At 32.5% G+C, this 20,348-nt stretch carries 21 protein-coding genes and 1 pseudogene; 13 read left to right on the top strand and 9 right to left on the bottom strand.

Going from position 1 to position 20,348, the window contains the following annotated elements:
- The first annotated feature begins 4 nt into the window (after positions 1–4).
- The 5 genes from accB to WBY99_RS12240 all read left to right on the top strand — a co-directional run bounded on the left by accB (position 5) and on the right by WBY99_RS12240 (position 4,728).
- Positions 5–487 (top strand): acetyl-CoA carboxylase biotin carboxyl carrier protein, encoded by a 483-nt coding sequence (gene accB / locus WBY99_RS12260; RefSeq protein ID WP_423976622.1) that lies wholly within the window; start codon positions 5–7, stop codon positions 485–487.
- A 98-nt stretch (positions 488–585) separates the two neighbouring features.
- Positions 586–1,938, top strand: a complete 1,353-nt coding sequence (gene accC / locus WBY99_RS12255; protein WP_423976619.1) for an acetyl-CoA carboxylase biotin carboxylase subunit — start codon at positions 586–588, stop codon at positions 1,936–1,938.
- 553 nt (positions 1,939–2,491) lie between these two features.
- Positions 2,492–2,611, top strand: coding sequence for a hypothetical protein (locus tag WBY99_RS12250; protein WP_423976621.1), 120 nt, complete (start codon positions 2,492–2,494; stop codon positions 2,609–2,611).
- Positions 2,612–2,715: 104 nt separating this feature from the next.
- Positions 2,716–3,969, top strand: a complete 1,254-nt coding sequence (rocD, locus tag WBY99_RS12245; RefSeq protein WP_423976618.1) for an ornithine--oxo-acid transaminase — start codon at positions 2,716–2,718, stop codon at positions 3,967–3,969.
- Between the two features lie 9 nt (positions 3,970–3,978).
- Positions 3,979–4,728 carry a glycosyltransferase family 2 protein gene (locus tag WBY99_RS12240; protein WP_423976617.1) on the top strand — a complete coding sequence of 250 codons (750 nt, stop codon included), beginning with the start codon at positions 3,979–3,981 and terminating at the stop codon, positions 4,726–4,728.
- A gap of 61 nt (positions 4,729–4,789) precedes the next feature.
- Here the strand turns inward: WBY99_RS12240 and WBY99_RS12235 are convergent, their stop codons facing one another.
- The gene (locus WBY99_RS12235) at positions 4,790–5,659 is read right to left on the bottom strand and encodes a hypothetical protein (RefSeq protein WP_423976616.1); all 870 of its coding nucleotides are present in this window, start codon (positions 5,657–5,659) and stop codon (positions 4,790–4,792) included.
- A gap of 239 nt (positions 5,660–5,898) precedes the next feature.
- Between WBY99_RS12235 and WBY99_RS12230 the strand changes: the two genes are divergently transcribed.
- The 3 genes from WBY99_RS12230 to WBY99_RS12220 are packed head-to-tail and all read left to right on the top strand — an operon-like array spanning position 5,899 to position 9,139.
- A complete protein-coding gene (locus WBY99_RS12230; RefSeq protein WP_423976615.1) occupies positions 5,899–6,867 on the top strand; it encodes a glycosyltransferase family 2 protein in 969 nt (322 codons plus the stop codon).
- Positions 6,864–7,916 carry a glycosyltransferase gene (locus WBY99_RS12225; RefSeq protein ID WP_423976614.1) on the top strand — a complete coding sequence of 351 codons (1,053 nt, stop codon included), beginning with the start codon at positions 6,864–6,866 and terminating at the stop codon, positions 7,914–7,916. Before WBY99_RS12230 ends, WBY99_RS12225 begins: the two co-directional genes overlap by 4 nt.
- On the top strand, positions 7,913–9,139 hold the full coding sequence (locus WBY99_RS12220; RefSeq protein WP_423976613.1) for a glycosyltransferase family 4 protein: 1,227 nt from the start codon (positions 7,913–7,915) through the stop codon (positions 9,137–9,139). Before WBY99_RS12225 ends, WBY99_RS12220 begins: the two co-directional genes overlap by 4 nt.
- Before the next feature lie 367 nt (positions 9,140–9,506).
- On the opposite strand, the gene WBY99_RS12215 is transcribed toward WBY99_RS12220, so the two are convergent.
- Positions 9,507–9,833, bottom strand: coding sequence for a helix-turn-helix domain-containing protein (locus tag WBY99_RS12215; RefSeq protein ID WP_423976612.1), 327 nt, complete (start codon positions 9,831–9,833; stop codon positions 9,507–9,509).
- A 108-nt stretch (positions 9,834–9,941) separates the two neighbouring features.
- Here WBY99_RS12215 and WBY99_RS12210 point away from each other — a divergent pair, with 108 nt between their 5' ends.
- Both WBY99_RS12210 and WBY99_RS12205 read left to right on the top strand, forming a co-directional pair.
- Positions 9,942–11,348 (top strand): MAC/perforin domain-containing protein, encoded by a 1,407-nt coding sequence (locus WBY99_RS12210; RefSeq protein ID WP_423976611.1) that lies wholly within the window; start codon positions 9,942–9,944, stop codon positions 11,346–11,348.
- A 287-nt stretch (positions 11,349–11,635) separates the two neighbouring features.
- Positions 11,636–11,824: pseudogene (locus WBY99_RS12205) on the top strand (transposase); the annotation flags it as partial.
- On the opposite strand, the gene WBY99_RS12200 reads toward WBY99_RS12205, so the two are convergent.
- Genes WBY99_RS12200 through WBY99_RS12190 form a run of 3 tightly spaced genes read right to left on the bottom strand, consistent with a single transcriptional unit; the run spans position 11,806 to position 13,941 of the window.
- Positions 11,806–12,324: a glycosyltransferase family 2 protein gene (locus tag WBY99_RS12200; protein WP_423976610.1), complete on the bottom strand. Its 519-nt coding sequence runs from the start codon at positions 12,322–12,324 to the stop codon at positions 11,806–11,808. The pseudogene WBY99_RS12205 and the gene WBY99_RS12200 overlap by 19 nt on opposite strands.
- Before the next feature lie 9 nt (positions 12,325–12,333).
- Positions 12,334–13,578, bottom strand: a complete 1,245-nt coding sequence (locus WBY99_RS12195) for a hypothetical protein (protein WP_423976609.1) — start codon at positions 13,576–13,578, stop codon at positions 12,334–12,336.
- Positions 13,579–13,596: 18 nt separating this feature from the next.
- A complete protein-coding gene (locus WBY99_RS12190; RefSeq protein ID WP_423976608.1) occupies positions 13,597–13,941 on the bottom strand; it encodes a phosphomannose isomerase type II C-terminal cupin domain in 345 nt (114 codons plus the stop codon).
- A 398-nt stretch (positions 13,942–14,339) separates the two neighbouring features.
- On the opposite strand from WBY99_RS12190, the gene gltX reads away from it, so the two are divergent.
- Positions 14,340–15,854: a glutamate--tRNA ligase gene (gene gltX / locus WBY99_RS12185; protein ID WP_423976607.1), complete on the top strand. Its 1,515-nt coding sequence runs from the start codon at positions 14,340–14,342 to the stop codon at positions 15,852–15,854.
- A gap of 47 nt (positions 15,855–15,901) precedes the next feature.
- Positions 15,902–16,858 carry an acetyl-CoA carboxylase carboxyltransferase subunit alpha gene (locus WBY99_RS12180; RefSeq protein WP_423976606.1) on the top strand — a complete coding sequence of 319 codons (957 nt, stop codon included), beginning with the start codon at positions 15,902–15,904 and terminating at the stop codon, positions 16,856–16,858.
- 80 nt (positions 16,859–16,938) lie between these two features.
- Here WBY99_RS12180 and WBY99_RS12175 read toward each other — a convergent pair whose 3' ends face one another.
- Both WBY99_RS12175 and rpmH read right to left on the bottom strand, forming a co-directional pair.
- Positions 16,939–17,649, bottom strand: coding sequence for a cell division ATP-binding protein FtsE (locus tag WBY99_RS12175; RefSeq protein ID WP_423976605.1), 711 nt, complete (start codon positions 17,647–17,649; stop codon positions 16,939–16,941).
- A gap of 158 nt (positions 17,650–17,807) precedes the next feature.
- Positions 17,808–17,966: a 50S ribosomal protein L34 gene (rpmH, locus tag WBY99_RS12170; RefSeq protein WP_076385307.1), complete on the bottom strand. Its 159-nt coding sequence runs from the start codon at positions 17,964–17,966 to the stop codon at positions 17,808–17,810.
- Between the two features lie 451 nt (positions 17,967–18,417).
- Here rpmH and WBY99_RS12165 point away from each other — a divergent pair, with 451 nt between their 5' ends.
- Positions 18,418–19,425: a DHH family phosphoesterase gene (locus WBY99_RS12165; protein ID WP_423976604.1), complete on the top strand. Its 1,008-nt coding sequence runs from the start codon at positions 18,418–18,420 to the stop codon at positions 19,423–19,425.
- A gap of 2 nt (positions 19,426–19,427) precedes the next feature.
- On the opposite strand, the gene WBY99_RS12160 is transcribed toward WBY99_RS12165, so the two are convergent.
- Positions 19,428–19,793 carry a DUF1304 domain-containing protein gene (locus WBY99_RS12160; RefSeq protein ID WP_423976620.1) on the bottom strand — a complete coding sequence of 122 codons (366 nt, stop codon included), beginning with the start codon at positions 19,791–19,793 and terminating at the stop codon, positions 19,428–19,430.
- 160 nt (positions 19,794–19,953) lie between these two features.
- Positions 19,954–20,348 (bottom strand): alpha/beta fold hydrolase (locus WBY99_RS12155; protein WP_423976603.1); only part of this gene is annotated, 395 nt, incomplete at its 5' end.

Genomic DNA, 20,348 nt, shown 5'->3' with positions numbered 1-20,348 from the left:
TTATATGGACATTAAAGACATACAAAATCTTATAAAATTTGTCTCTAAAGCTGAGGTTTCAGAAGTAAAATACAAAACTAAAGATTTCGAAATCACCATTAAAACTCCGCTCGGAGGAAATGAAATGACTTATATGCAGCAACCTGCAGTTTACCAAACTGCACCTCAGCAAATTGCTGCTGCACCTGCGCAAGCTGCTGCATCGGCTGCTACAGCATCTTCAGAACAAGCTTCTGATGATAGTAAATTTGTTACCATTAAATCTCCTATGATTGGAACTTTCTACAGAAAACCTTCTCCAGACAAAGACGTTTTTGTAAACGTTGGCGATGAAGTTTCTAACGGAAAAATAGTTTGTGTAATCGAAGCGATGAAATTATTCAACCAAATCGAATCTGAAGTTTCAGGTAAAATTGTGAAAATTTTGGTAGATGATGCAACTCCTGTAGAATACGATCAACCATTATTCTTAGTAGATCCATCTTAAATAGATATTAGATGTTAGACTTTAGATGTTAGATTTTTTTTCTATCATTGAACCATATAATCTAATTTTCAAATTATCTAATTTTCAAATTTAAATAGATGTTTAAAAAAATATTAATCGCCAACCGAGGCGAAATTGCAATGCGAATTCTTCGTACCTGCAAAGAAATGGGAATCAAAACCGTTGCCGTGTATTCTACTGCAGATAAAGACAGTCTCCATGTGAGGTTTGCTGATGAAGCGGTATGCATAGGTCCGCCGATGAGCAAAGATTCTTATCTTAAAATACCGAATATCATTTCAGCTGCGGAAATTACCAATGCTGATGCTATTCATCCGGGTTACGGATTTTTATCAGAAAACGCTAATTTTTCTAGAATCTGCCAAAAAAATGGCATCAAATTTATTGGTGCAAGTCCGGAGCAAATCGATAGAATGGGAGACAAAGCAAATGCAAAAGCGACCATGAAAGAAGCAGGAGTGCCATGTGTTCCCGGTTCAGACGGTCTTATTGATTCTTACGAACACGCTGTAGAAATTGCGAAAGAAGTCGGTTATCCGGTGATGATTAAAGCAACTGCTGGTGGTGGTGGAAAAGGAATGCGCGCAGTGTGGAAAGAAGCTGATATGAAAGAGCATTGGGAATCTGCAGTTCAAGAAGCTGTTGCTGCTTTTGGCAACGGTGGGATGTATATGGAAAAACTCATTGAAGAACCTCGTCATATTGAGATTCAAATTGCTGGTGATCAATATGGAAGAGCTTGTCATTTATCAGAAAGAGATTGTTCTGTACAAAGGAGAAATCAGAAATTAACAGAAGAAACGCCATCGCCATTTATGACCGACGAACTTCGTCAGAAAATGGGTGATGCTGCGGTAAAAGCTGCTGAGTATATCGGTTATGAAGGAGTAGGAACCATCGAGTTTTTGGTTGATAAAAACCGTAATTTCTATTTCATGGAGATGAATACCAGAATTCAGGTAGAGCATCCAATAACAGAACAGGTGGTAGATTTTGATTTAGTTCGTGAGCAAATTCTTTTAGCTTCTGGAACGGCAATTTCTGGGATTAACTATTTCCCGAAACTGCATTCCATTGAATGTAGAATTAATGCTGAAGATCCTTATAACGATTTCCGACCTTCGCCAGGAAAAATCACAGGATTAAATATTCCAGGAGGACACGGTATTCGTGTAGATACCCATGTTTACTCAGGTTATACCATTCCTTCTAATTACGATTCGATGATTGCAAAGTTGATTACCACTGCGCAAACTCGTGATGAAGCGATCGCAAAAATGAAACGTGCTTTAGAAGAATTTTATATTGAAGGCGTAAAAACAACCATTCCTTTCCACAGACAATTGATGGAAAACGAAGATTATCTCGCAGGAAATTATACCACAAAATTTATGGAAGATTTTGTGATGGATAAAGGTTTTGATAATTAATTTCAATTATTTTTTTAGTACAAACTGCCTCTTTTTGGGGCAGTTTTTTGTTTAAATTGGTTTCAAAAAAAATCTTAATTTTGTTTCAAACATAAAAACAATGAATCATACTTTCACCATAGAAGTTAACGATATAAAAGCAGTTGATTTGTTAAAAAAGCTTGAAGAATTAAAGTTGATAAAATTTTAAAAAAAAAGATAGAAAATCCACTAAAAAACTATCTAACGAATTAAAAACAAGCATCAGCAAAGAACAAGCAGAAAATCTGAACGAACATATCAAAACGATTAGACAAGAATGGTAAATTATCTTTTAGATACCAATGTTATCTCTGGCTTTATTTCTAACAAATATAGCGAAGAAAAAATGGCACTTATATCGAATTTAATTGATAAATCTCCTAATATAAGTATCATTACCAAATTGAACTTTTGTGGGAAAACAGAAAACCACATTGAAGATCTTATAAAGGAACTGGTGCAATCTTCAAATGTTATTTTATGAGATGATGATATTTGTGATTTAAGTATTTCAATTAGATGAAAGAAAAATATCAAAACTCCAGATGCAATAATCGCTGCAACAGCCGTGAAAAATAATTTTACTTTAATTACTGAAAACAGAAAAAATTTTGCCAACATTAAAGATTTAAAAATAATGAATCCATCGTAATCAATGTAAATTTGAAATATAAACTGCCTTTTTTCAGGTAGTTTTTTGTTTAATTAGATTTCGAATTTTATCCTTAAATTTGTAAAAAAGTAAAGTACAAAGTTATGTCAACAGCAACTCAACAAAAGAATTCCCAATATTACATCGACCTCGAAAACGAACACGGCGCACACAACTATCATCCACTTCCAGTGGTTTTGGATAAAGGGGAAGGTGTTTTTGTTTGGGATGTTGAAGGAAAAAAATATTACGATTTTCTGTCTGCTTATTCTGCTGTAAATCAGGGGCATTCGCACCCGAAAATTGTAGATGCTTTGGTGGATCAGGCTAAGAAATTGGCTTTAACCTCTCGTGCTTTCCACAATTCAAGTTTAGGAGAATATGAGAAGAAAATAACTTTGCTTTTTGGATTTGATAAAGTATTACCGATGAATTCAGGTGCAGAAGCAGTTGAAACCGCCGTAAAATTAGCACGAAAATGGAGTTATGAGGTAAAAGGCATCTCTGAAAATGCAGCGAAAATTATCGTTTGTGAAAATAATTTCCATGGAAGAACGACGACGATTGTTTCTTTCTCTAATGATCCTGACGCCAGTAAAAATTACGGTCCTTTCACGCCAGGTTTTATCAAGATTCCTTACAACGACCTTAATGCTTTAGAAGAAACTTTAAAAAATGATGCAGAGAATATTGCAGCGTTTTTAGTAGAGCCCATTCAAGGTGAGGCTGGAGTTTACGTTCCAGATGCAGGATATTTAAAAGCTGCGTCTGAACTTTGTGAAAAATATAATGTTCTTTTCATTGCAGATGAAGTACAAACCGGAATCGCAAGAACCGGAAAATTGATCGCTTGCTATCACGAAGATGTACAGCCTGATATTTTGGTTTTAGGAAAAGCACTTTCCGGAGGAATGTATCCCGTTTCGGCGGTTTTGGCAAATAACGAAATTATGAACGTCATTAAACCTGGTCAACACGGATCTACTTTTGGTGGAAATCCTTTGGCTTGCGCGGTGGCTATTGCGGCATTAGACGTTGTAGCAGACGAAAAACTTTCGGAAAGAGCCGAAGAATTGGGACAACTTTTCAGAAAAGAAATGCAGAAATTAATTGCAAAAACAGACTTAATTTCTGGCGTTCGTGGGAAAGGTTTATTGAACGCAATTCTCATCAATGATTCTCCTGAAAGTTCAACAGCATGGAATATTTGCGTAAAATTAAAAGAAAACGGATTGCTCGCAAAACCGACTCACGGTAATATTATCAGATTGGCACCCCCTTTGGTAATTACAGAAGAGCAACTTTTAGACTGTGTTTCGATTATCGAAAAAACGGTGTTGGAGTATAAGAAAAATTAAAATTTGGAATTGAAAGAAAAAATCAGTGGACTGATCATCACTTTTAATGAAGAAAAAAATATTCAGGAAATTCTTGATTGTTTTGACTTCTGTGATGAAATTATTATTGTTGATTCATTCAGTACCGATAAAACTTTAGAAATAGCTTCTCAAAATCCTAAAGTAAAAATCATTCTGAATACATTCGAAGATTTTACAAAACAGAGAAATATTGCTCTTGATTCTGCGAAAAATGATTGGGTTCTCTTCCTCGACGGAGATGAAAGAACGACACTGGAACTCGAAAAAGAAATTATCGTGACTGTGGAAAGTCCTGATGCAAAAGATGCTTATTATTTTCACCGTACTTTTTTTGTTGGGGAGAAAAAAATAAATTTTTCAGGAACGCAGAATGATAAGAATTTCCGGTTATTTCGAAAATCTAAAGCATATTATGATTACAACAAAAAAGTACACGAAACTTTGGTTGTTACTGGAAGTATTGGTGTTCTTAAGCATAAACTTTTGCATTATTCTTTTGAGAGTTTTGAGCAATTCAAAAAGAAAATGCTTTATTACGGTTTATTAAAAGGAAGTGAACTTGCCGATAAAGGAAAGAAATATTCGATCATTATTCATTACAGCAAAGTTGTATTCAAGTTTGTAAAAACCTATTTTTTAAAATTAGGTATTTTGGACGGAATTGACGGACTGAAAATAAGCTACCTGCAAAGCCTTTATGTTAATGAAAGCTACAGAGCACTGAAAAACAAAAAGTAATTGATATATCTAAAAATGGTCGGAATTTCTTCCAACCATTTTTTGTTACCAAAAAAGAATATTATTTGCTTACATAAACAGGTTTTTTGTTCTTAAAAAAAATATCAATGTAGTTTCTAAGTTTTCTTTGAGTATTGGATTCCTTAACTCGAATCGGATTTTGGGTAAGATCCATTTCTTTTACGCATTCTATGATGTGATCAAAAGAATAATTTTTCATAAAGCATTCTTTCAGAAAATGATCAATAATTTTGTTCCATTGTTTTTTATTTCCCCAATAATGACCCACGATATGATCCGCAGGTTGCAATGCCGAATATTCGTTCAGTCCCATGGAGAAAGCAAGCTGTTCTATAAGTCTTCTTGTTACGCCATGCGCACACATCGCATCATTAATTCCTAAAGTTAACTCCAAGCAATCGAAATGTTTGCTGGAAATCCCAATGAGTCCTGCATTCCACATTGCGGAATTTTCATCTATTTTAATATTATGATAGACTTTTCCTTTCATTTGCTGCCACATCATTTTTTCGGTTTTCGAAGAAAGTGTGGAAAGTTTTCCTTCTTCGATGTGCATGTGATTTTTACCATTTATTAGATCATTACGTAGAATATCCATGTTCTGATAAAAGAAAGTATCGCCATCTAAATACAGAATAGAATCCATTGGATATTTTTGGGCAATCAGCTGAAGCGCCTTAATTTTAACCCTCCAAAAAAAATGATATTTTCCTTCCCATTCTTTTATAATATCTCTGTTGATTAGTATTATTTCTATGTTATCTTCAAGAGAGCTAAACAATGAAGGATCTTCAGTAATAACGATAATTCTATCTTCAATATTTTTACAAGCAAAGGCTGTATATATTGAAAAATATACTTGCTGATAGTGATTCATATTATTGCCAAATACTAAATATACTATATTCATGTGGATGAAATTTTCATTTAAAAGCCTTTAGTAGCATACTGAAATTGTGCTTTTCTGGTCAAATTTAGTATAAAACAACGAATATTAAAAATTTGTTTGGCTTAATATTTTCTATTAAATTGCAACATAAAATATCTGGCAAGCATGGCTGTATGTAAAAATCTTTGTTTTATGCAAAAAGTATAAACAAATGATTTTTCTTCATATATAAACTCAAGTATTAGCCAATTGCAATTCTTATGAATAATTATCCGCTGATAAGTCTAATCATTCCTTGTTATAATGCCGAACAGACGTTAGAAAAATGTTTGAATTCTGTCATTCAACAATCTTATAATAATTTAGAAATCATTATGGTTGATGATGGCTCCACTGACGGAACTTCAAAAATCTATAAAGACTTTCAAAGTAAAGATGAACGAATTAAAGTTTTTAAACAGGATAATTCGGGCGTTTCAAAAGCGAGAAATAAAGGCGTGAAAACAGCAACTGGAAAATATATTTGTTTTGTAGATTCTGATGATTGGGTTGAAACGAATTATTGTTCCGAGCTATATCATTTACTTGTTACCGAAAATGCGGATATTGCCATTATAGAAGCTTCTTATGAAGATAAAAACGGAAATATAATTTTTAATAAACCTATTTCCGATGAGAAAATATTTGATGGAAAAAGAGCTTTAGCCCTTTTATTGGAAGATAAAGTGATGCAAAGCCATCCTTGGGGCAAATTATATAAAGCCGACTTTTTAAAAAATGTAAGCTTCCCTGAAAATTTGAAATGTTTTGAAGATTATTCAACTCTTTTCAAGATTTTCGATAAAGCCGTAAAGGTTGTTAGATCCAATGACCAGCTTTATCATTATATACAACATGACGATAGTCTTTCTCACAATCTTTCTCCTGAAACGGCTTATTATTTTTATTTGGCGATAATGGAGGTTTTCAAATTTTGGCAAAGTACAACACCGCTCAAAAATCAAGGGAAGATCACAAAAAATATAATTAAAAAACTTCTGATGGTTCTTAAGCGTATTCTCCGAAATACGACGAAGGAAGAAATGCAGCCGGAAAAGGAAAAAATTCGACAATCCTTTAAATCGTTTCTTAAATATTCCATTAAAGACATCGGTGTAGAATATTTTTTATATATAAGATTATACTATTATTACCCAAATCTTTACACGAAATTAATTTCTAAAAAATGATAGAAAAACCGCTTGTATCTATTATTGTTCCTTGTTATAATGCTGAAAAATATATGGAAGCATGCATCAATTCTGTGATATTACAAGATTATGAAAACTGGGAATGTATTTTAATCAACGACGGAAGCAAGGACAATACTTTCGATTTAATAAATGATTTTGAAACTAAAGAAAGCCGAATTCGTGTTTTCACCCAAGAAAATTTGGGACTTTCTGCCACAAGAAATAAAGGAATCAATAATGCAAACGGAGAATTTCTGTTCTTTTTGGATTCGGATGATATTTTGAGTAATGATGCAATCAGCACTTTGGTTTCTTCTTTTCAAAATAATGATATCATTACGGGCGTTACTATAGCTTCGACTTTTTCTAATGACAATATCAACAGGGTTTCTCAATTACTACATCCAAAAGAAGGCACAATCACCTTCGAGAATAATCATTTTGAAGTTTTACTTAGAACGATGGAAACTGGTCTTACACCAGTTGCGCAAAATAGATTGTATAAAAAATATTTTATTGATAAAAATGAGATTCGTTTCAAATCTGGTATTTTACATGAAGATGAATTGTGGTTTTTTGAAACTATGTTGTTAGCTCAGAATGTAAAATTCATAAATAACGAAACTTATTTTTATAGAATTGATAATCAGGATTCTATTACAAAAAATGTAGGTGACAGAAATTTAGAATCCTACATTCAAATTATGGAAGAGATTTTAAAAAAATATTCTCAGCACAAACGCTTCAATATCATTGCAAATTGGTATGCAGTTTATATTAAAAAAATATTTTTAGACTTTGCGATTAGAGACCGATTTAAATTAAGTGATCAAGTAATTTCCAGATTAGACTCAGCTTTAAAAAACAACTACATTCCTTTAGGAAATGAGCATATTCTCTCTAAAAATAATGATCTCTATTACAAAACGATTAATAAATTATCTTTACAAGACTTTAATACGATTCAAAAATATTTCTTTCGTAATCCAGTGAATAGTCTTAGAAAAATAATGAATGTCTTTAAAATCTCCTATTTCTTAAAATGAAAAGTACAAAAATTACATATCTTTTTGAATTTCCGAAATTCAGAAAACAGATAAAAAAACTTAACGATATTATTTTTTTCTTTCCCTTCTACCATTTTGGCGGTGGTGAAACAGTTCATTTGGATATTTTAAAAATCTTTGAAAAGTATTCTACTTCTTGCTTTGTTATTCACAAATCTGATAATGATTTTCTTAAAGAGGAGTTCGAAAAGGTTACACAACTTATTGATTTGGGAAAATACAAAAGTTTAAAATATGAATCTTATATAAAGTCATTAGCTAAAAAAATTAATAATAGAAAAAATCCTATTGTTTTTGGATGTAATAACAGATTTTTTTATAATCTTATTGGATATTTAGATGATACCAAAGTGAAAATTATAGATTTAACACATGCGTTTTCTTATGAGGATCCTCATTCAGTAGAGAAATTTAGCCTTCCATTCGTTCATAAAATCCACAGAAGGGTTATTTTGGGGCAAAGAACATATAATGATTATCAAAATCTGTATCTGAAACATGGTATTGATTTAAATTTTTTAGAACGGATAGTTATTATTAGTAATGCAGTACAAATACCGAATTTCTTTACAATAAAGCCCTTAAATGAAGGTCTCAAAGTGCTTTTTGTTTCGCGTAATAGTTTTGAAAAAAGACCCGAAGTTTTTTTTGAGATTGCTAAGAGATGTTATGAAAGGAAAGTAAATGCTTTTTTCACCGTAATTGGTGATTTTGAAAATATTGAGAATTCTTATTCAAACATAAATATAATAGGAAGTATTAATATTAAAGAAGAACTCAATAGGTATTACATAGATAACGATGTTCTTCTGATTACCTCATTTAGAGAAGGTTTACCTATGGTGATATTAGAAGGAATGGCTTTCGGAACTGTACCTATATCCACAGATGTGGGAGAAATTTCATCGTTTGTAAATAATAGAAATAACAATGGGATTCTACTTGATGATTCAAGCGTAGAAAGATATATTAATATTCCACACCGTTACACGAAGAATGAAAAATGGTTTCCTAATAATCAATTGAAAAATATACCTGAAGATTTAGAAACAATAATTGAAAAATTTATTAAAACTATTAAAAATCTTGATGAAAATAGGAATATACTTAATTCACTTAGTGAAAATGCATATAATACACTAAAAAATAATTTTTCTGAGGAAAAACAGAAAAAAGCTTATTTAGATCTATTTTTCAGCTAAAAAATTATATATTTAAATAGCCAAAATTAGTTGATAAAATTATTTGTATGACCGATTTTTACTAATTGAACAGAAATTTTATTGCTGAGAAAAATATTTATGATTTAGAGCCTGTTCAAATTTCTAAATTAAAATTTTTGTATAGCCAATCCAAACAGCTAAAAGTGTCAATTTTTAGTGTTTATTCTAAATTAAAATCAATTTTATTGACCTATTAATTGATTTTTGACAATATCAAAAATCATTGAAAATCAACCATATAAAAATATTTGAATAAAATTTAAACAGGCTCTTAAATTGTTGCAGATTTTATTTTTTAGATTAGGAGGTGATGCGAAATATTTCTAAATATTACTCAGATGATTATTTAATTTTTAGAATCTTTCTGTAATATATTAATTAATTGATTTTTAGTTTCCAAAAGTTCCTTTAGTAATTCTTTGTTTTCAATATTTACAATCTCATTATTATAGATATTGTAAATATTAGGCGTTTTTTGTTCTAATAAATTGGCGATATCAATTTCTAAAATTTTAGATATTTCATTTAATCGATCAATGGTTAATTTAGTGTCATTGTTTTCTATTTTTGCATAAGCACTTTGGGTAAGGTTCATTTTTTCAGCCAAATATTCTTGGCTAAAACCTTTCAAATTTCTATACTTTCTAATATTTTTGCTCACAATGTTATTCATAATACGATTTGGTTTAGTCGCAAAAATACTAATTATATTCCTAAATTTTTGTTAAATTTGTTAAAATTCTTTTTATTATTGTATAATTAAATTTTAAAAAACATATTCATGAAAAAAATTTTAAAAACAAGTGCTTTTATAGTATTTGTTACTTTATCACTATCTTCTTGTAATAGAGAAGATATTTCTTCAACACAAGAAAAGGAAATTTCCGATTCTAAGGTAAACAAAAAAGTTGTCAAAAATAACAATGCGGTTTACTATCCTACTTACAATTATTTGGGTTCTGGTTATGATGTAACTGAAGACTATGCAAATGAAAATTCTGCAGGAAATCAAGTTATAGATATTGATAAGTTCAAAATAGATTATCCTACAAGAGTTCTTACGGAATATCCTTTATCACAAGTTTATTTAGAAGAATATGGTGAAAATGCAGAAACTTATTCTAAAAAAGTAACCACAAAAGTAGATGTAGGCTTTTCTTTACCTCTTTTTAAATCTACTTTATCCTCTTCATTTTCTAGTACAACAACTACATCAAATAATTTTGATGCAAAATATATTTATGGAAGCTATGATTTAACAATTAAACAAAAAAGATATAGATTTAATTCTACAGCAGATGTTTTAAAAAATTATCTGACTCAAGATTTTAAAGATGATTTAATATCTCATACCCCTCAACAATTGGTACAACAATATGGTACTCATGTGCTTTTAGATATTTATATAGGGGCAAAAATGGATATTAAATTTCAATGTGAAACCTCAAACCAAAACAGAGAATACGCTTCCAAAATTGGGGTGAAAACAGGAATAAAGGATGTTTTTGATGTTGATGTTAGTAATGATGTTGATATCTCTTCTTCATCAATGAATTACAGTAAAAAATTATCTTACAGGACAAGAGGGGGGAATCCCACATATGGTCTCGTTGGTGAATTAAATTTAGACCAAACTAATCCTAAAATTAATCTCTCAAATTGGCAAAATAGTTCAACTCCTGATAATTCTGTATTAGTAGATTTTGGTAAATATGGTTTAGTTCTGATTTATGATTTAATTACTGATCCCGTTAAGAAAGCACAAATAAAAGCTTATGTAGATCAGTATTTAATTGACAATCAAGTTAAATTAGACTACATTCCAGTGCCTACATATCAATTTTATAATTCATATGGTGACCATTTTTATTATAATGGTTCACAGGCTCCAAATGGCTATTGGTCTGAGGGAATTGCATTTAAAACATTTAACTATAAAGTTCCTAATTCAGAACCAGTATATATGTTTTACAACAATGGAAGCGGAGATCATTATTATTCAACATATCCAGGAACACCTCAAGGATATATCTATGAAGGTATATACTTTTATGCATACAAAACGCAAGTTACTGGAACACGTCCTGTATACTTGTTTTATAATTCAAGAGGTGATCATTATTACTCAACAAATTCAGGAACACCTCAAGGATATGTTTATGAAAGCATTGCTTTTTATGCTTATTAAGTAAACTCAATAAAAAAAATCCGAATAACAATGGACTGCCCCCAAAAAATTAGACACTTTTTAGGGGCATTTTTATTTATGGGAGAATCAAAATATCGTTTAGAATTTAAGGTGAGTTGTGTGGAGAAGATTAATAAAAACGATCTGTCAATCCACTCAGTAGCGCAAGAAGTAGGTTTGGATGCGAGTATTGTTCGCAAATGGAAATGACCTTTTTCCAAAAAACAGGATCAATTAAAAGTAGAGATTTTTCGAGAAATAATTAATTTTAAACAAAGAAAAATCTAATGAAAAAGAGCAGATTTACAGAGAGTCAGATTATTTTTGCATTGAAGCAGTCTGAAACGGGAGCGAAAGTTGAAGAAATTTGTCGTAAAATGGGTATAAGTGAAGCGACTTTCTACAATTGGAAAAAGAAATTCGGAGGTTTAGGGATTACAGAACTTCGACGTTTACGTCAATTAGAGGAAGAAAACAGCCCGTCTTCTCCTGGCTGAATATTTTCGGGAAATTTTACATTAGGAAATTTCTTTAAAAAATCTAATCTTATGAATTGTGCGCAAGTTGGCAATGCCATTACGTTTGGCATTCGTTTTTTGAAATATTCTCCCACAATTACAATATCGCTATCATTAAGTTTTGCGGTTTCATAATTCGTTTTAAGAAAATCCGAATCAATAGTGTCGTCTGAATCTAAAAAGAAAATATATTCTCCGATAGCTTTTGATAATCCTACATTTCGGGCAACAGAAACCCCTGAGTTTTCTTGGGAGAAATATTTAATTCCCCTATCTTTTTGCTGATAGTTTTCAGAAATTTTCGGCGAATAATCGCTGCTTCCATCATTTACCAAAATTAATTCAAAATCAACAAGGCTTTGTTGAAGAACACTTTCAATCGTTTCAGCTAAAAATTTTTCAACATTATAAATAGGTATAATGACGGAAACAAGAATTGTATTTTTCTCGACATTCATTAATTGTTACTATTTTATTAGGCTTTCGTCTATTTTCTGTTTATTCAATTGAAATTCTCGATATTTGAATACTCCAGATTTGTAGGCAATAATTGCACCGAAATTGATAACATCATCGGTTGTGGTCATCGGAAATACGGAGGATCTATAAGCATGATGCTCAACCAAAGGTTCGGGAAGGACTTTAAAATTAATGCCATCTTTAGAAAATGCTAAATAAAGACTGTCTGCCGTATATTTTTTCACATCGCCTGCAGCAATGCACAAAAAATAGTAACCATCTACATAAGTTGCTTGAATATGCCATGGTGCAAATGCTGGATTTTCTTTTACCCAAGGTTTGTTCATGAAATTTACAACAATGCTTTGTTTAAATTTTGAAAAATCTAAGCCATTATTAGATGTTCTTCTAATAATGTAGGAAGGATCATTGCCCGGGAAGTTCGGACTAATATTGTTTTCCACTTCATAACTCCCATAATCTTTTCCATTAAAAATGAAACTTGGAGAAATAATATGATTATTTTTTGGGGAAAAAGGAGGATTACTTGTATAGGCAACTTCAAGAGGATTCCAATGTATTCCGTCGGCTGATGTTTGTCTAACAATGGTTCTTTGAGCGTTATTCAATAGTTTTTGTGTATTGTTTTGGCTTTTTGCTCCTCTTGATAGAAAAGCTGAAGCTTTCACAAAACTTCCTCGGTAATACAAAGAAAATTTTCTGTTTTCAAACATCATATCTACATCAGACCAAAAGCCTTGTTTGGGTTCATCTTTTTTTTCGGGAAAGCTTTCGTTTGGAGATAGTGTTTTTTGAAGAGGGTTTGAGATTCCATTTGGCGGACTCCAATTTAATCCATCATTAGAAACTACGATGGTTGGGTTTTCGTACTTTTTAGAATCCTGTTCTGTTCCGATAGTTCCGAAATAGGGTGTAAAAACCATCCAGTATTTATATCCATTAAAACCATTCGGGAAATATTGAACATCAGGATGGCAATATCCGAAATTTGGGGCATTAATATCTTTGATAAGGGCAGGATTGTTTATTCCAGGATAGTTGCTGTTTGCAAGTACATTAATATTAACGGTTCCAATATCAGTTAAATAATCAATAACTTCATCATAATCTTTAACGTCCGAGATAGGCTCAACGTTTACTGCAAATAATCTTTCTTCTTGTTTTGAACAAGAAAATGAAAAGTACAGAAGCAAAAATAATAATATACGCTGCTTATTTATTGGATGAGTCATGTTTTAGTTTATAAGGTTTTAATTCCTATCATAATCATCATCCAGCCTCACAATATCATCTTCACCGAAATAAGTTCCAGTTTGTACTTCAACAAAAATTAAAAGTTCAGAACCTCTATTTTCAATTCTATGTTTTGAACCTTGCGGAATGAAAATACTTTCACCATATTTTACAACAATTTCTTTTCCATCTAAAGTTACAACCGCTTCACCTTCAACGATTGTCCAGAATTCTTGACGGTGATGATGAAACTGATAAGACAATCGCTGATCAGGATTTACTTCAATTCTCTTTAATTTATAATGAGGTTCATCTGCTAAAACATAATATTTTCCCCAAGGTCTGTCACCGATTTCTAACATATACAGCGTTATTTATAATGCAAAAATAAGTAATTTTATCAAACAAGCTTTTCAGAATTTGATATATAGGAAAATAAGAATAAAGAATAAAGCTGGGGATTAAATCTCAATCCATAATTTTTGTCAACATTAAGATTTAATGAAGGAATTAACCAGATTTAAAGGCCCATTTATATTTTTAAGGAATTTTGGAATTTGTTTTTTTAGTTAAACTATTTGTTTTTGATGATTTCGTTTTCATGAACTCCTCATGAACTATCCATGGAGTATCTATTAAGCATCTATGAGTGATCTTTTCCTACTTTTCTTGTCCTTTATCCGACCATTCAAAGCAATAAAAATAAACAGATGAAACACCGTTTTTTTCTTTAAATTTGCAACTTAATATTTTTTTAAAAATGAGCAAAGTTAGAGTGCGTTTTGCACCAAGTCCAACCGGACCTTTACATTTAGGAGGAGTGAGAACTGCTTTATACGATTATCTTTTCGCCAAAAACCAAGGCGGTGAATTTATTTTAAGAATAGAAGATACCGATACCGCAAGATATGTGGAAGGTGCCGAAGAGTATATCATGGAAGCGCTGGAATGGTGCGGGATTATTCCCGATGAAAGCCCGAAACACGGCGGAAAATTTGCTCCGTACCGACAATCCGAAAGACGCGATATTTACGATAGACACTTGGTTGAACTTCTAAAAACGGATTATGCGTATTTGGCATTTGACACGCCGGAAGAACTGGATGAAGTGCGAAATGAGTTTGAAAAAAACGGGGAAGTTTTTGCTTATAATTATATTACAAGAAACCGACTAAAAAACTCTTTGACCCTTTCAAAAGAAGAAGTTCAAAAGTTAGTCGATGAAAAAGTTCCACATGTTGTGCGTTTCAAAATGCCGGTGGACAGAGTTTTGAATCTGGAAGACATCATCCGTGGAAAAACTTCTGTGAATACCAATACGTTAGACGATAAAGTTTTGGTAAAAAACGACGGAATGCCCACTTACCATTTTGCCAATATTGTTGACGATCACGAAATGGAAATTTCTCATGTTATTCGTGGCGAAGAATGGCTTCCATCGCTTGGTTTGCACTATTTATTATATGAAGCTATGGGTTGGGAAAGACCAGAATTTGCGCATTTATCTTTAATTCTAAAACCCGAAGGAAAAGGAAAACTCAGCAAAAGAGATGGCGATAAATTCGGATTCCCGGTATTTCCATTAAATTTTAAAGATTCTGAAACCGGAAATATTTCAAAAGGCTACAGAGAAGAAGGTTATCTTCCAGGTGCGTTTATCAACATGGTTGCGCTTTTGGGTTGGAGTCCTGCAAACGACAAAGAGATTTTGACTTTGGCGGAAATGGTTCAGGAATTCGATTTGCATAAAGTGCATAAAGCCGGTGCAAGATTTAATAAAGAAAAAGCAGAATGGTTCAATAGTGAATATTTAAGAGCAAAATCTGATGATGAGGTTTTATCATTATTAAAGAATGTTGAAGGAATCAATCTCGCAGATTCGAGCGACGAAAAATTACTGAGAATCATTTCTTTAATGAAAGAAAGAGCCACTTTTGTGAAAGATATTTACGAAGGCGGAAAATTCTTTTTCGAAGCACCAACTTCTTACGACGAAAAAGCAGTAAAAAAAGCTTGGAATGAAGAAACCATTTCTGTTTTAAATGAATTTTCTGTCTTGCTGAGCGAAGTCGAAGCGTTCGAACCTGAAATTTTAAAACAATTAATCCACGACTTTGCCGAAAACAAAGGTTTAGGAATGGGAAAAGTGATGATGCCACTTCGACTAAGTTTAGTGGGCGAATTGAAAGGGCCAGATGTTCCCGATATTATGCAAATCCTTGGAAAAGAAGAAACTATCGCCAGAATAAAAAATGCGGTGAATAATATTTCCTAATTTCCTATATTTTTCCCTAAATTTGAACATAATTTTTAATTACAAAAATGGAATATTTAAGTTTTGAACTTCCTGTGAAAGAACTGATGGATCAGTATCAAACCTGTTCATTGGTGGGCGAAGAAAGTGGGGTAGATGTGAAACTCGCCTGCTCGCAAATCGAAGATAAAATTATAGAAAAGAAAAAAGAGATCTATCATCATCTTACACCGTGGCAGAGAGTACAACTTTCTCGGCATCCAGATCGTCCTTATACTTTAGATTTTATTAAAGGAATTACTGATAAAGACAGTTTCTTAGAATTGCATGGCGATAGGAATTTTGCGGATGATCCTGCAATGATTGGCGGTTTGGCAACGATTGACGGACAAAGAGTAATGATTATCGGAACCCAAAAAGGAAGAACAACCAAAGAAAGACAATTCCGAAGATTCGGAATGTCTAATCCCGAAGGATACCGAAAAGCTTTAAGATTAATGAAATTAGCAGAGAAATTTAAAATTCCTGTAATTTCTTTAATTGACACTCCAGGAGCTTATCCAGGTTTAGAAGCTGAAGAACGTGGACAAGGTGAAGCGATTGCAAGAAATATTTTTGAAATGACGATGCTTAAAACTCCTATTTTCTGTTATATTATTGGCGAAGGAGCGAGTGGCGGAGCATTAGGAATTGGCGTTGGAAATAAAGTGTATATGCTCGAAAACACTTGGTACACGGTTATTGCACCAGAAAGTTGTTCATCAATTCTTTGGAGAAATTGGGATCATAAAGAAGATGCAGCCAATGCTTTAAAATTAACACCACAAGATGCTTTAAGAGAAAAATTCATTGATGGAATTGTGGAGGAACCACTTGGTGGCGCACATTATGAACCTCAAGTAGCTTTCGATCATTTAAAAGCATCGATCTTGCAGAACATCAAAGCCTTCTCTAAATTCACTGGAAAAGAATTGGAAACCCAAAGACAAGATAAATTTATTGCAATGGGACAGTTTAAAGGATAAAAGAAAATTCCTCATCAAATAAAAAATTCCTGTAATAATTTAATTACAGGAATTTTTATGTTTAAAATTTGTTCTAAAATTTATTCAAAAAGTTCAGCGGTGTCTAAAACAGAAACCTTCCCGTCTTCACATCGGATGGCTTCACCAGGGAAATTTTGAATCATGTGATAATCGTGGGTCGCCATTACCACGGCAGAATTGTTTTCAAAAGCTACTTGCTTCAACAAAGTCATAATTTCGTTCGAAGTTTCAGGATCTAGGTTTCCTGTAGGTTCATCGGCTAAAATTAATTCTGGGTGATTCAAAAGTGCTCTAGCAATCGCGATACGTTGTTGTTCCCCACCAGAAAGTTCGTGTGGCATTTTGTGCTTTTTGGATTTCATTCCAACACTTGCCAAAACCTCATTAATTCGGTCGTCGATTTTGGTCTTATCATTCCAGCCAGTCGCTTCGAGTACGAATTTTAAATTCTTTTCAACGGTTCTGTCTGGTAATAACTGAAAATCTTGAAAAACGATGCCTAATTTTCTTCTTAAATTCGGAATGTCTGAGGGTCTCAATTTTGCCAAATCAAATCCTGCGATATTTCCTTGTCCAGAACTGAGTGGGATATGTCCGTAAAGTGTTTTTAATAATGAACTTTTCCCCGAACCTGTTTTCCCGATGAGATAACAGAATCTCCCTTTTTTAATATTAAGGTTAACTTCATTAAGTACAGTGAAATTTTTCTGCGCAATTTTCGCATTTTTTAGATGGATTACATCTTGACCTTCCTGATAAGTATGTGGCATATCGTGTTTGATTGTTATTGATGAAATGGTGCCGCTGCAATAGCTCTTCAAAAGTAAAAAAAATCTTTCTTTTGAGCGTACACTTTAGCAAATTTTAACAACGAAAAATGCTTGAAAAATAACTTTTCAAGCATAATCTGTTATGATAATTTCAAAGATTATCTCTTAGCGCGCTGTGCACTTACAGTTAAACTCTTTCTGCCTTTTGCTCTTCTTGCCGCCAAAACTCTTCTACCGTTTGGTGTTGACATTCTTTCTCTGAAACCGTGTTTGTTTCTTTTCTTTCTTTCTGATGGTTGGAAGGTTCTCTTGCTCATTGCTTATATTTTTTAGTAAAAACTATATCTTATTTTTCAGATTGCAAATATAGGAAACTTTTTATTTATTGCAAGCAATATTTTAAATATTATTGAGAGAATCAAAAAAATAAACACGAATGTAAATTCCTTTTTATTGTAAAGTAAGTCGAAACTCAAGCTTTAAGCCAAAATTTGATTATTGTTAGTTTTTAGAAAGTTGATTATTAATGATATAGAATTGAATGGATTGTGTTGGGGTTTGCCTGACGAGGAGATGAACCGAATAATTGGCTTTAGTCAAAACTTGTTCTTATCAACTAATATTGCGCTAGAGAAGTCACCTATTGGTATTAGATCAACAGATTTCAATTTGCTTTTATGGTTTTACTTTAATAGTTTTTTTGCAAGTGAATTGCCTAAAAATAAAAACAAAACCTATCTTTGCTCTTCTTAAAAAAAATCCCAATTCATGTTTACTTCTTCCGAAATTTCAGAAATCCAAAAACTCTTAACTCCCGATCATAAAATCGTGATTATTACCCATTATAATCCTGATGGAGACGCAATTGGTTCGAGCTTGGGACTCAAACATTTTCTGAAACAGAAAGGGTTAGAGGCCGACGTTATCGTTCCCAACGATTTCCCGAAATTTTTGAAATGGATGCCAGAATCCAAACAAGTCATTATTGCAGATTACAAAAGAAAACAAGCGGGAGAAGCGATTTACAATGCCGATGTCATTTTTGTTTTGGACTTTAATGCATCTCATCGAAGTGGGAATTTGGTTGGATCTTGGCTCGAAAAAGCCAGAGCTAAAAAGATATTGATCGATCATCATCAACAACCTGATGCTTTTGATTATGTATATTCTGACGTGACTATTCCGGCGACTTCGCAAATGGTGTATCATTTTATTCAAGAACTCAATGAAGAAAATTTGGTGAACCAAGATATTGCAGAATGTCTTTATACCGGAATTATGACCGATACCGGCGGTTTCCGTTTTCGTTCCACAAGTGCAACTACGCACCGAATCGTGGCAAATTTAATTGAAAAAGGCGCAGATCCTGCGATGATTACTTCCAACACTTGGGATACGAATACAGTTTCTCGACTTCATTTGCTGGCTTTAATTCTGGGAAGAATCGAAGTAGTAAAAGACGGAAAAGTCGCCATTCTTTGGTTAAAACGCGACGAACTGAAAGAATTTGGATTCCAAAAAGGCGACACCGAAGGTTTTGTAAATTACGGTTTAAGCATCATGGGAACTCAGGTTTCTGCATTTTTTATGGAAGATTTATATGATGATTTCATCAAAATTTCTTTCCGTTCCAAAGATGATGTTGATGTCAATCAGTTTTCCAGAAAGTACTTTAATGGTGGTGGACACATTAATGCAGCTGGTGGAAAATACATGAAAACCATCGAAGAAACGATTGTGGATTTTAAGGAAAAAATTGAGGGAGAAAATTTTTAAAATTACTTCAATAACAAAACCACCAAAGCCAAAATCGCAGGCAAAGCTTGAACAAAAAATATTTTCTTAGAAGCGGTTATCGCACCATAAATTCCTGCAACAATCACGCATCCGAGGAAAAATAGTGACACATTTTTCTCCCAAATTTCATTAGAAATTAATAAAGACCAGATTAAACCCGCCGAAAGAAAGCCGTTGTACAAACCTTGGTTTGCTGCTAAGCTTTTTGTGGGTTTGAAAAGTTCGTCTTTCAACGATCCTTTAAAAGTTTTTTTGCCCAAAGTTTCCCAAGCAAACATTTCCATATACAAGATATAAAGATGTTCTAAAGCCACGATTCCGATTAAGATTTTCGATAGTATTTCCATCATTGAATTTGATTAATTTTTAGAAAAATTTTAAACCATTAAGGAGGCTATTGAGTTTTTAAGGACAAATATGCTTTTTAATTTTTAAGATTCACCAAGATGAATTATGGAGCAGTAAGCTTAAATCAATTTTATTGATTCTTCTTAATGTTGAAAAATTTTAAAAAATCAAATTTTTCGGTAAGTTATGCAACAATTCTGTATTGATTATTTCCGCGCAAATACTCGGTTTTTCCCAATGCCCATTATGTCCGCAATCTAAAAGATAAGATTTAATATTGGTTTTATCGGGAAGATTTTTTAAAGTTAAATCGGTTTTCACGGCGTTATCGTGTTTTCCGGCGATGACGAGAATTTTTCCTTCAAAATTTTCTATCACCTTTATTTTGTCGGTTCTTGCGATCATGCCTTTCACGGCCGCCAAAACGCCGTCGGGTTTTGTAGAAAGCGCAATTTCTTTTGCCAGATTTATTTTTCCTTCCAAAATATCTTTTTCATTGATATTAAATAAATTCGGAATTCCTGCTTTTACATAGTTTGGATAAGCTTCTGTGA

The sequence above is a fragment of the Kaistella sp. genome, from assembly GCF_049588135.1.
GTDB lineage: Bacteria > Bacteroidota > Bacteroidia > Flavobacteriales > Weeksellaceae > Kaistella.
This window is presented reverse-complemented; position numbering and strand designations above follow the sequence as displayed.

Bases quoted from the DNA above. Each gene is read 5' to 3' on its own strand.
- gltX (WP_423976607.1), top strand. From the start codon at position 14,340: ATGAGCAAAGTTAGAGTGCGTTTTGCACCAAGTCCAACCGGACCTTTA.
- accC (WP_423976619.1), top strand. From the start codon at position 586: ATGTTTAAAAAAATATTAATCGCCAACCGAGGCGAAATTGCAATGCGA.
- WBY99_RS12220 (WP_423976613.1), top strand. From the start codon at position 7,913: ATGAAAAGTACAAAAATTACATATCTTTTTGAATTTCCGAAATTCAGA.
- accB (WP_423976622.1), top strand. From the start codon at position 5: ATGGACATTAAAGACATACAAAATCTTATAAAATTTGTCTCTAAAGCT.
- WBY99_RS12195 (WP_423976609.1), bottom strand. From the start codon at position 13,578: ATGACTCATCCAATAAATAAGCAGCGTATATTATTATTTTTGCTTCTG.
- WBY99_RS12230 (WP_423976615.1), top strand. From the start codon at position 5,899: ATGAATAATTATCCGCTGATAAGTCTAATCATTCCTTGTTATAATGCC.
- WBY99_RS12180 (WP_423976606.1), top strand. From the start codon at position 15,902: ATGGAATATTTAAGTTTTGAACTTCCTGTGAAAGAACTGATGGATCAG.
- WBY99_RS12190 (WP_423976608.1), bottom strand. From the start codon at position 13,941: ATGTTAGAAATCGGTGACAGACCTTGGGGAAAATATTATGTTTTAGCA.
- WBY99_RS12210 (WP_423976611.1), top strand. From the start codon at position 9,942: ATGAAAAAAATTTTAAAAACAAGTGCTTTTATAGTATTTGTTACTTTA.
- WBY99_RS12160 (WP_423976620.1), bottom strand. From the start codon at position 19,793: ATGGAAATACTATCGAAAATCTTAATCGGAATCGTGGCTTTAGAACAT.
- WBY99_RS12225 (WP_423976614.1), top strand. From the start codon at position 6,864: ATGATAGAAAAACCGCTTGTATCTATTATTGTTCCTTGTTATAATGCT.
- rocD (WP_423976618.1), top strand. From the start codon at position 2,716: ATGTCAACAGCAACTCAACAAAAGAATTCCCAATATTACATCGACCTC.
- WBY99_RS12175 (WP_423976605.1), bottom strand. From the start codon at position 17,649: ATGCCACATACTTATCAGGAAGGTCAAGATGTAATCCATCTAAAAAAT.
- WBY99_RS12215 (WP_423976612.1), bottom strand. From the start codon at position 9,833: ATGAATAACATTGTGAGCAAAAATATTAGAAAGTATAGAAATTTGAAA.
- rpmH (WP_076385307.1), bottom strand. From the start codon at position 17,966: ATGAGCAAGAGAACCTTCCAACCATCAGAAAGAAAGAAAAGAAACAAA.
- WBY99_RS12200 (WP_423976610.1), bottom strand. From the start codon at position 12,324: ATGAATGTCGAGAAAAATACAATTCTTGTTTCCGTCATTATACCTATT.
- WBY99_RS12235 (WP_423976616.1), bottom strand. From the start codon at position 5,659: ATGAATATAGTATATTTAGTATTTGGCAATAATATGAATCACTATCAG.
- WBY99_RS12165 (WP_423976604.1), top strand. From the start codon at position 18,418: ATGTTTACTTCTTCCGAAATTTCAGAAATCCAAAAACTCTTAACTCCC.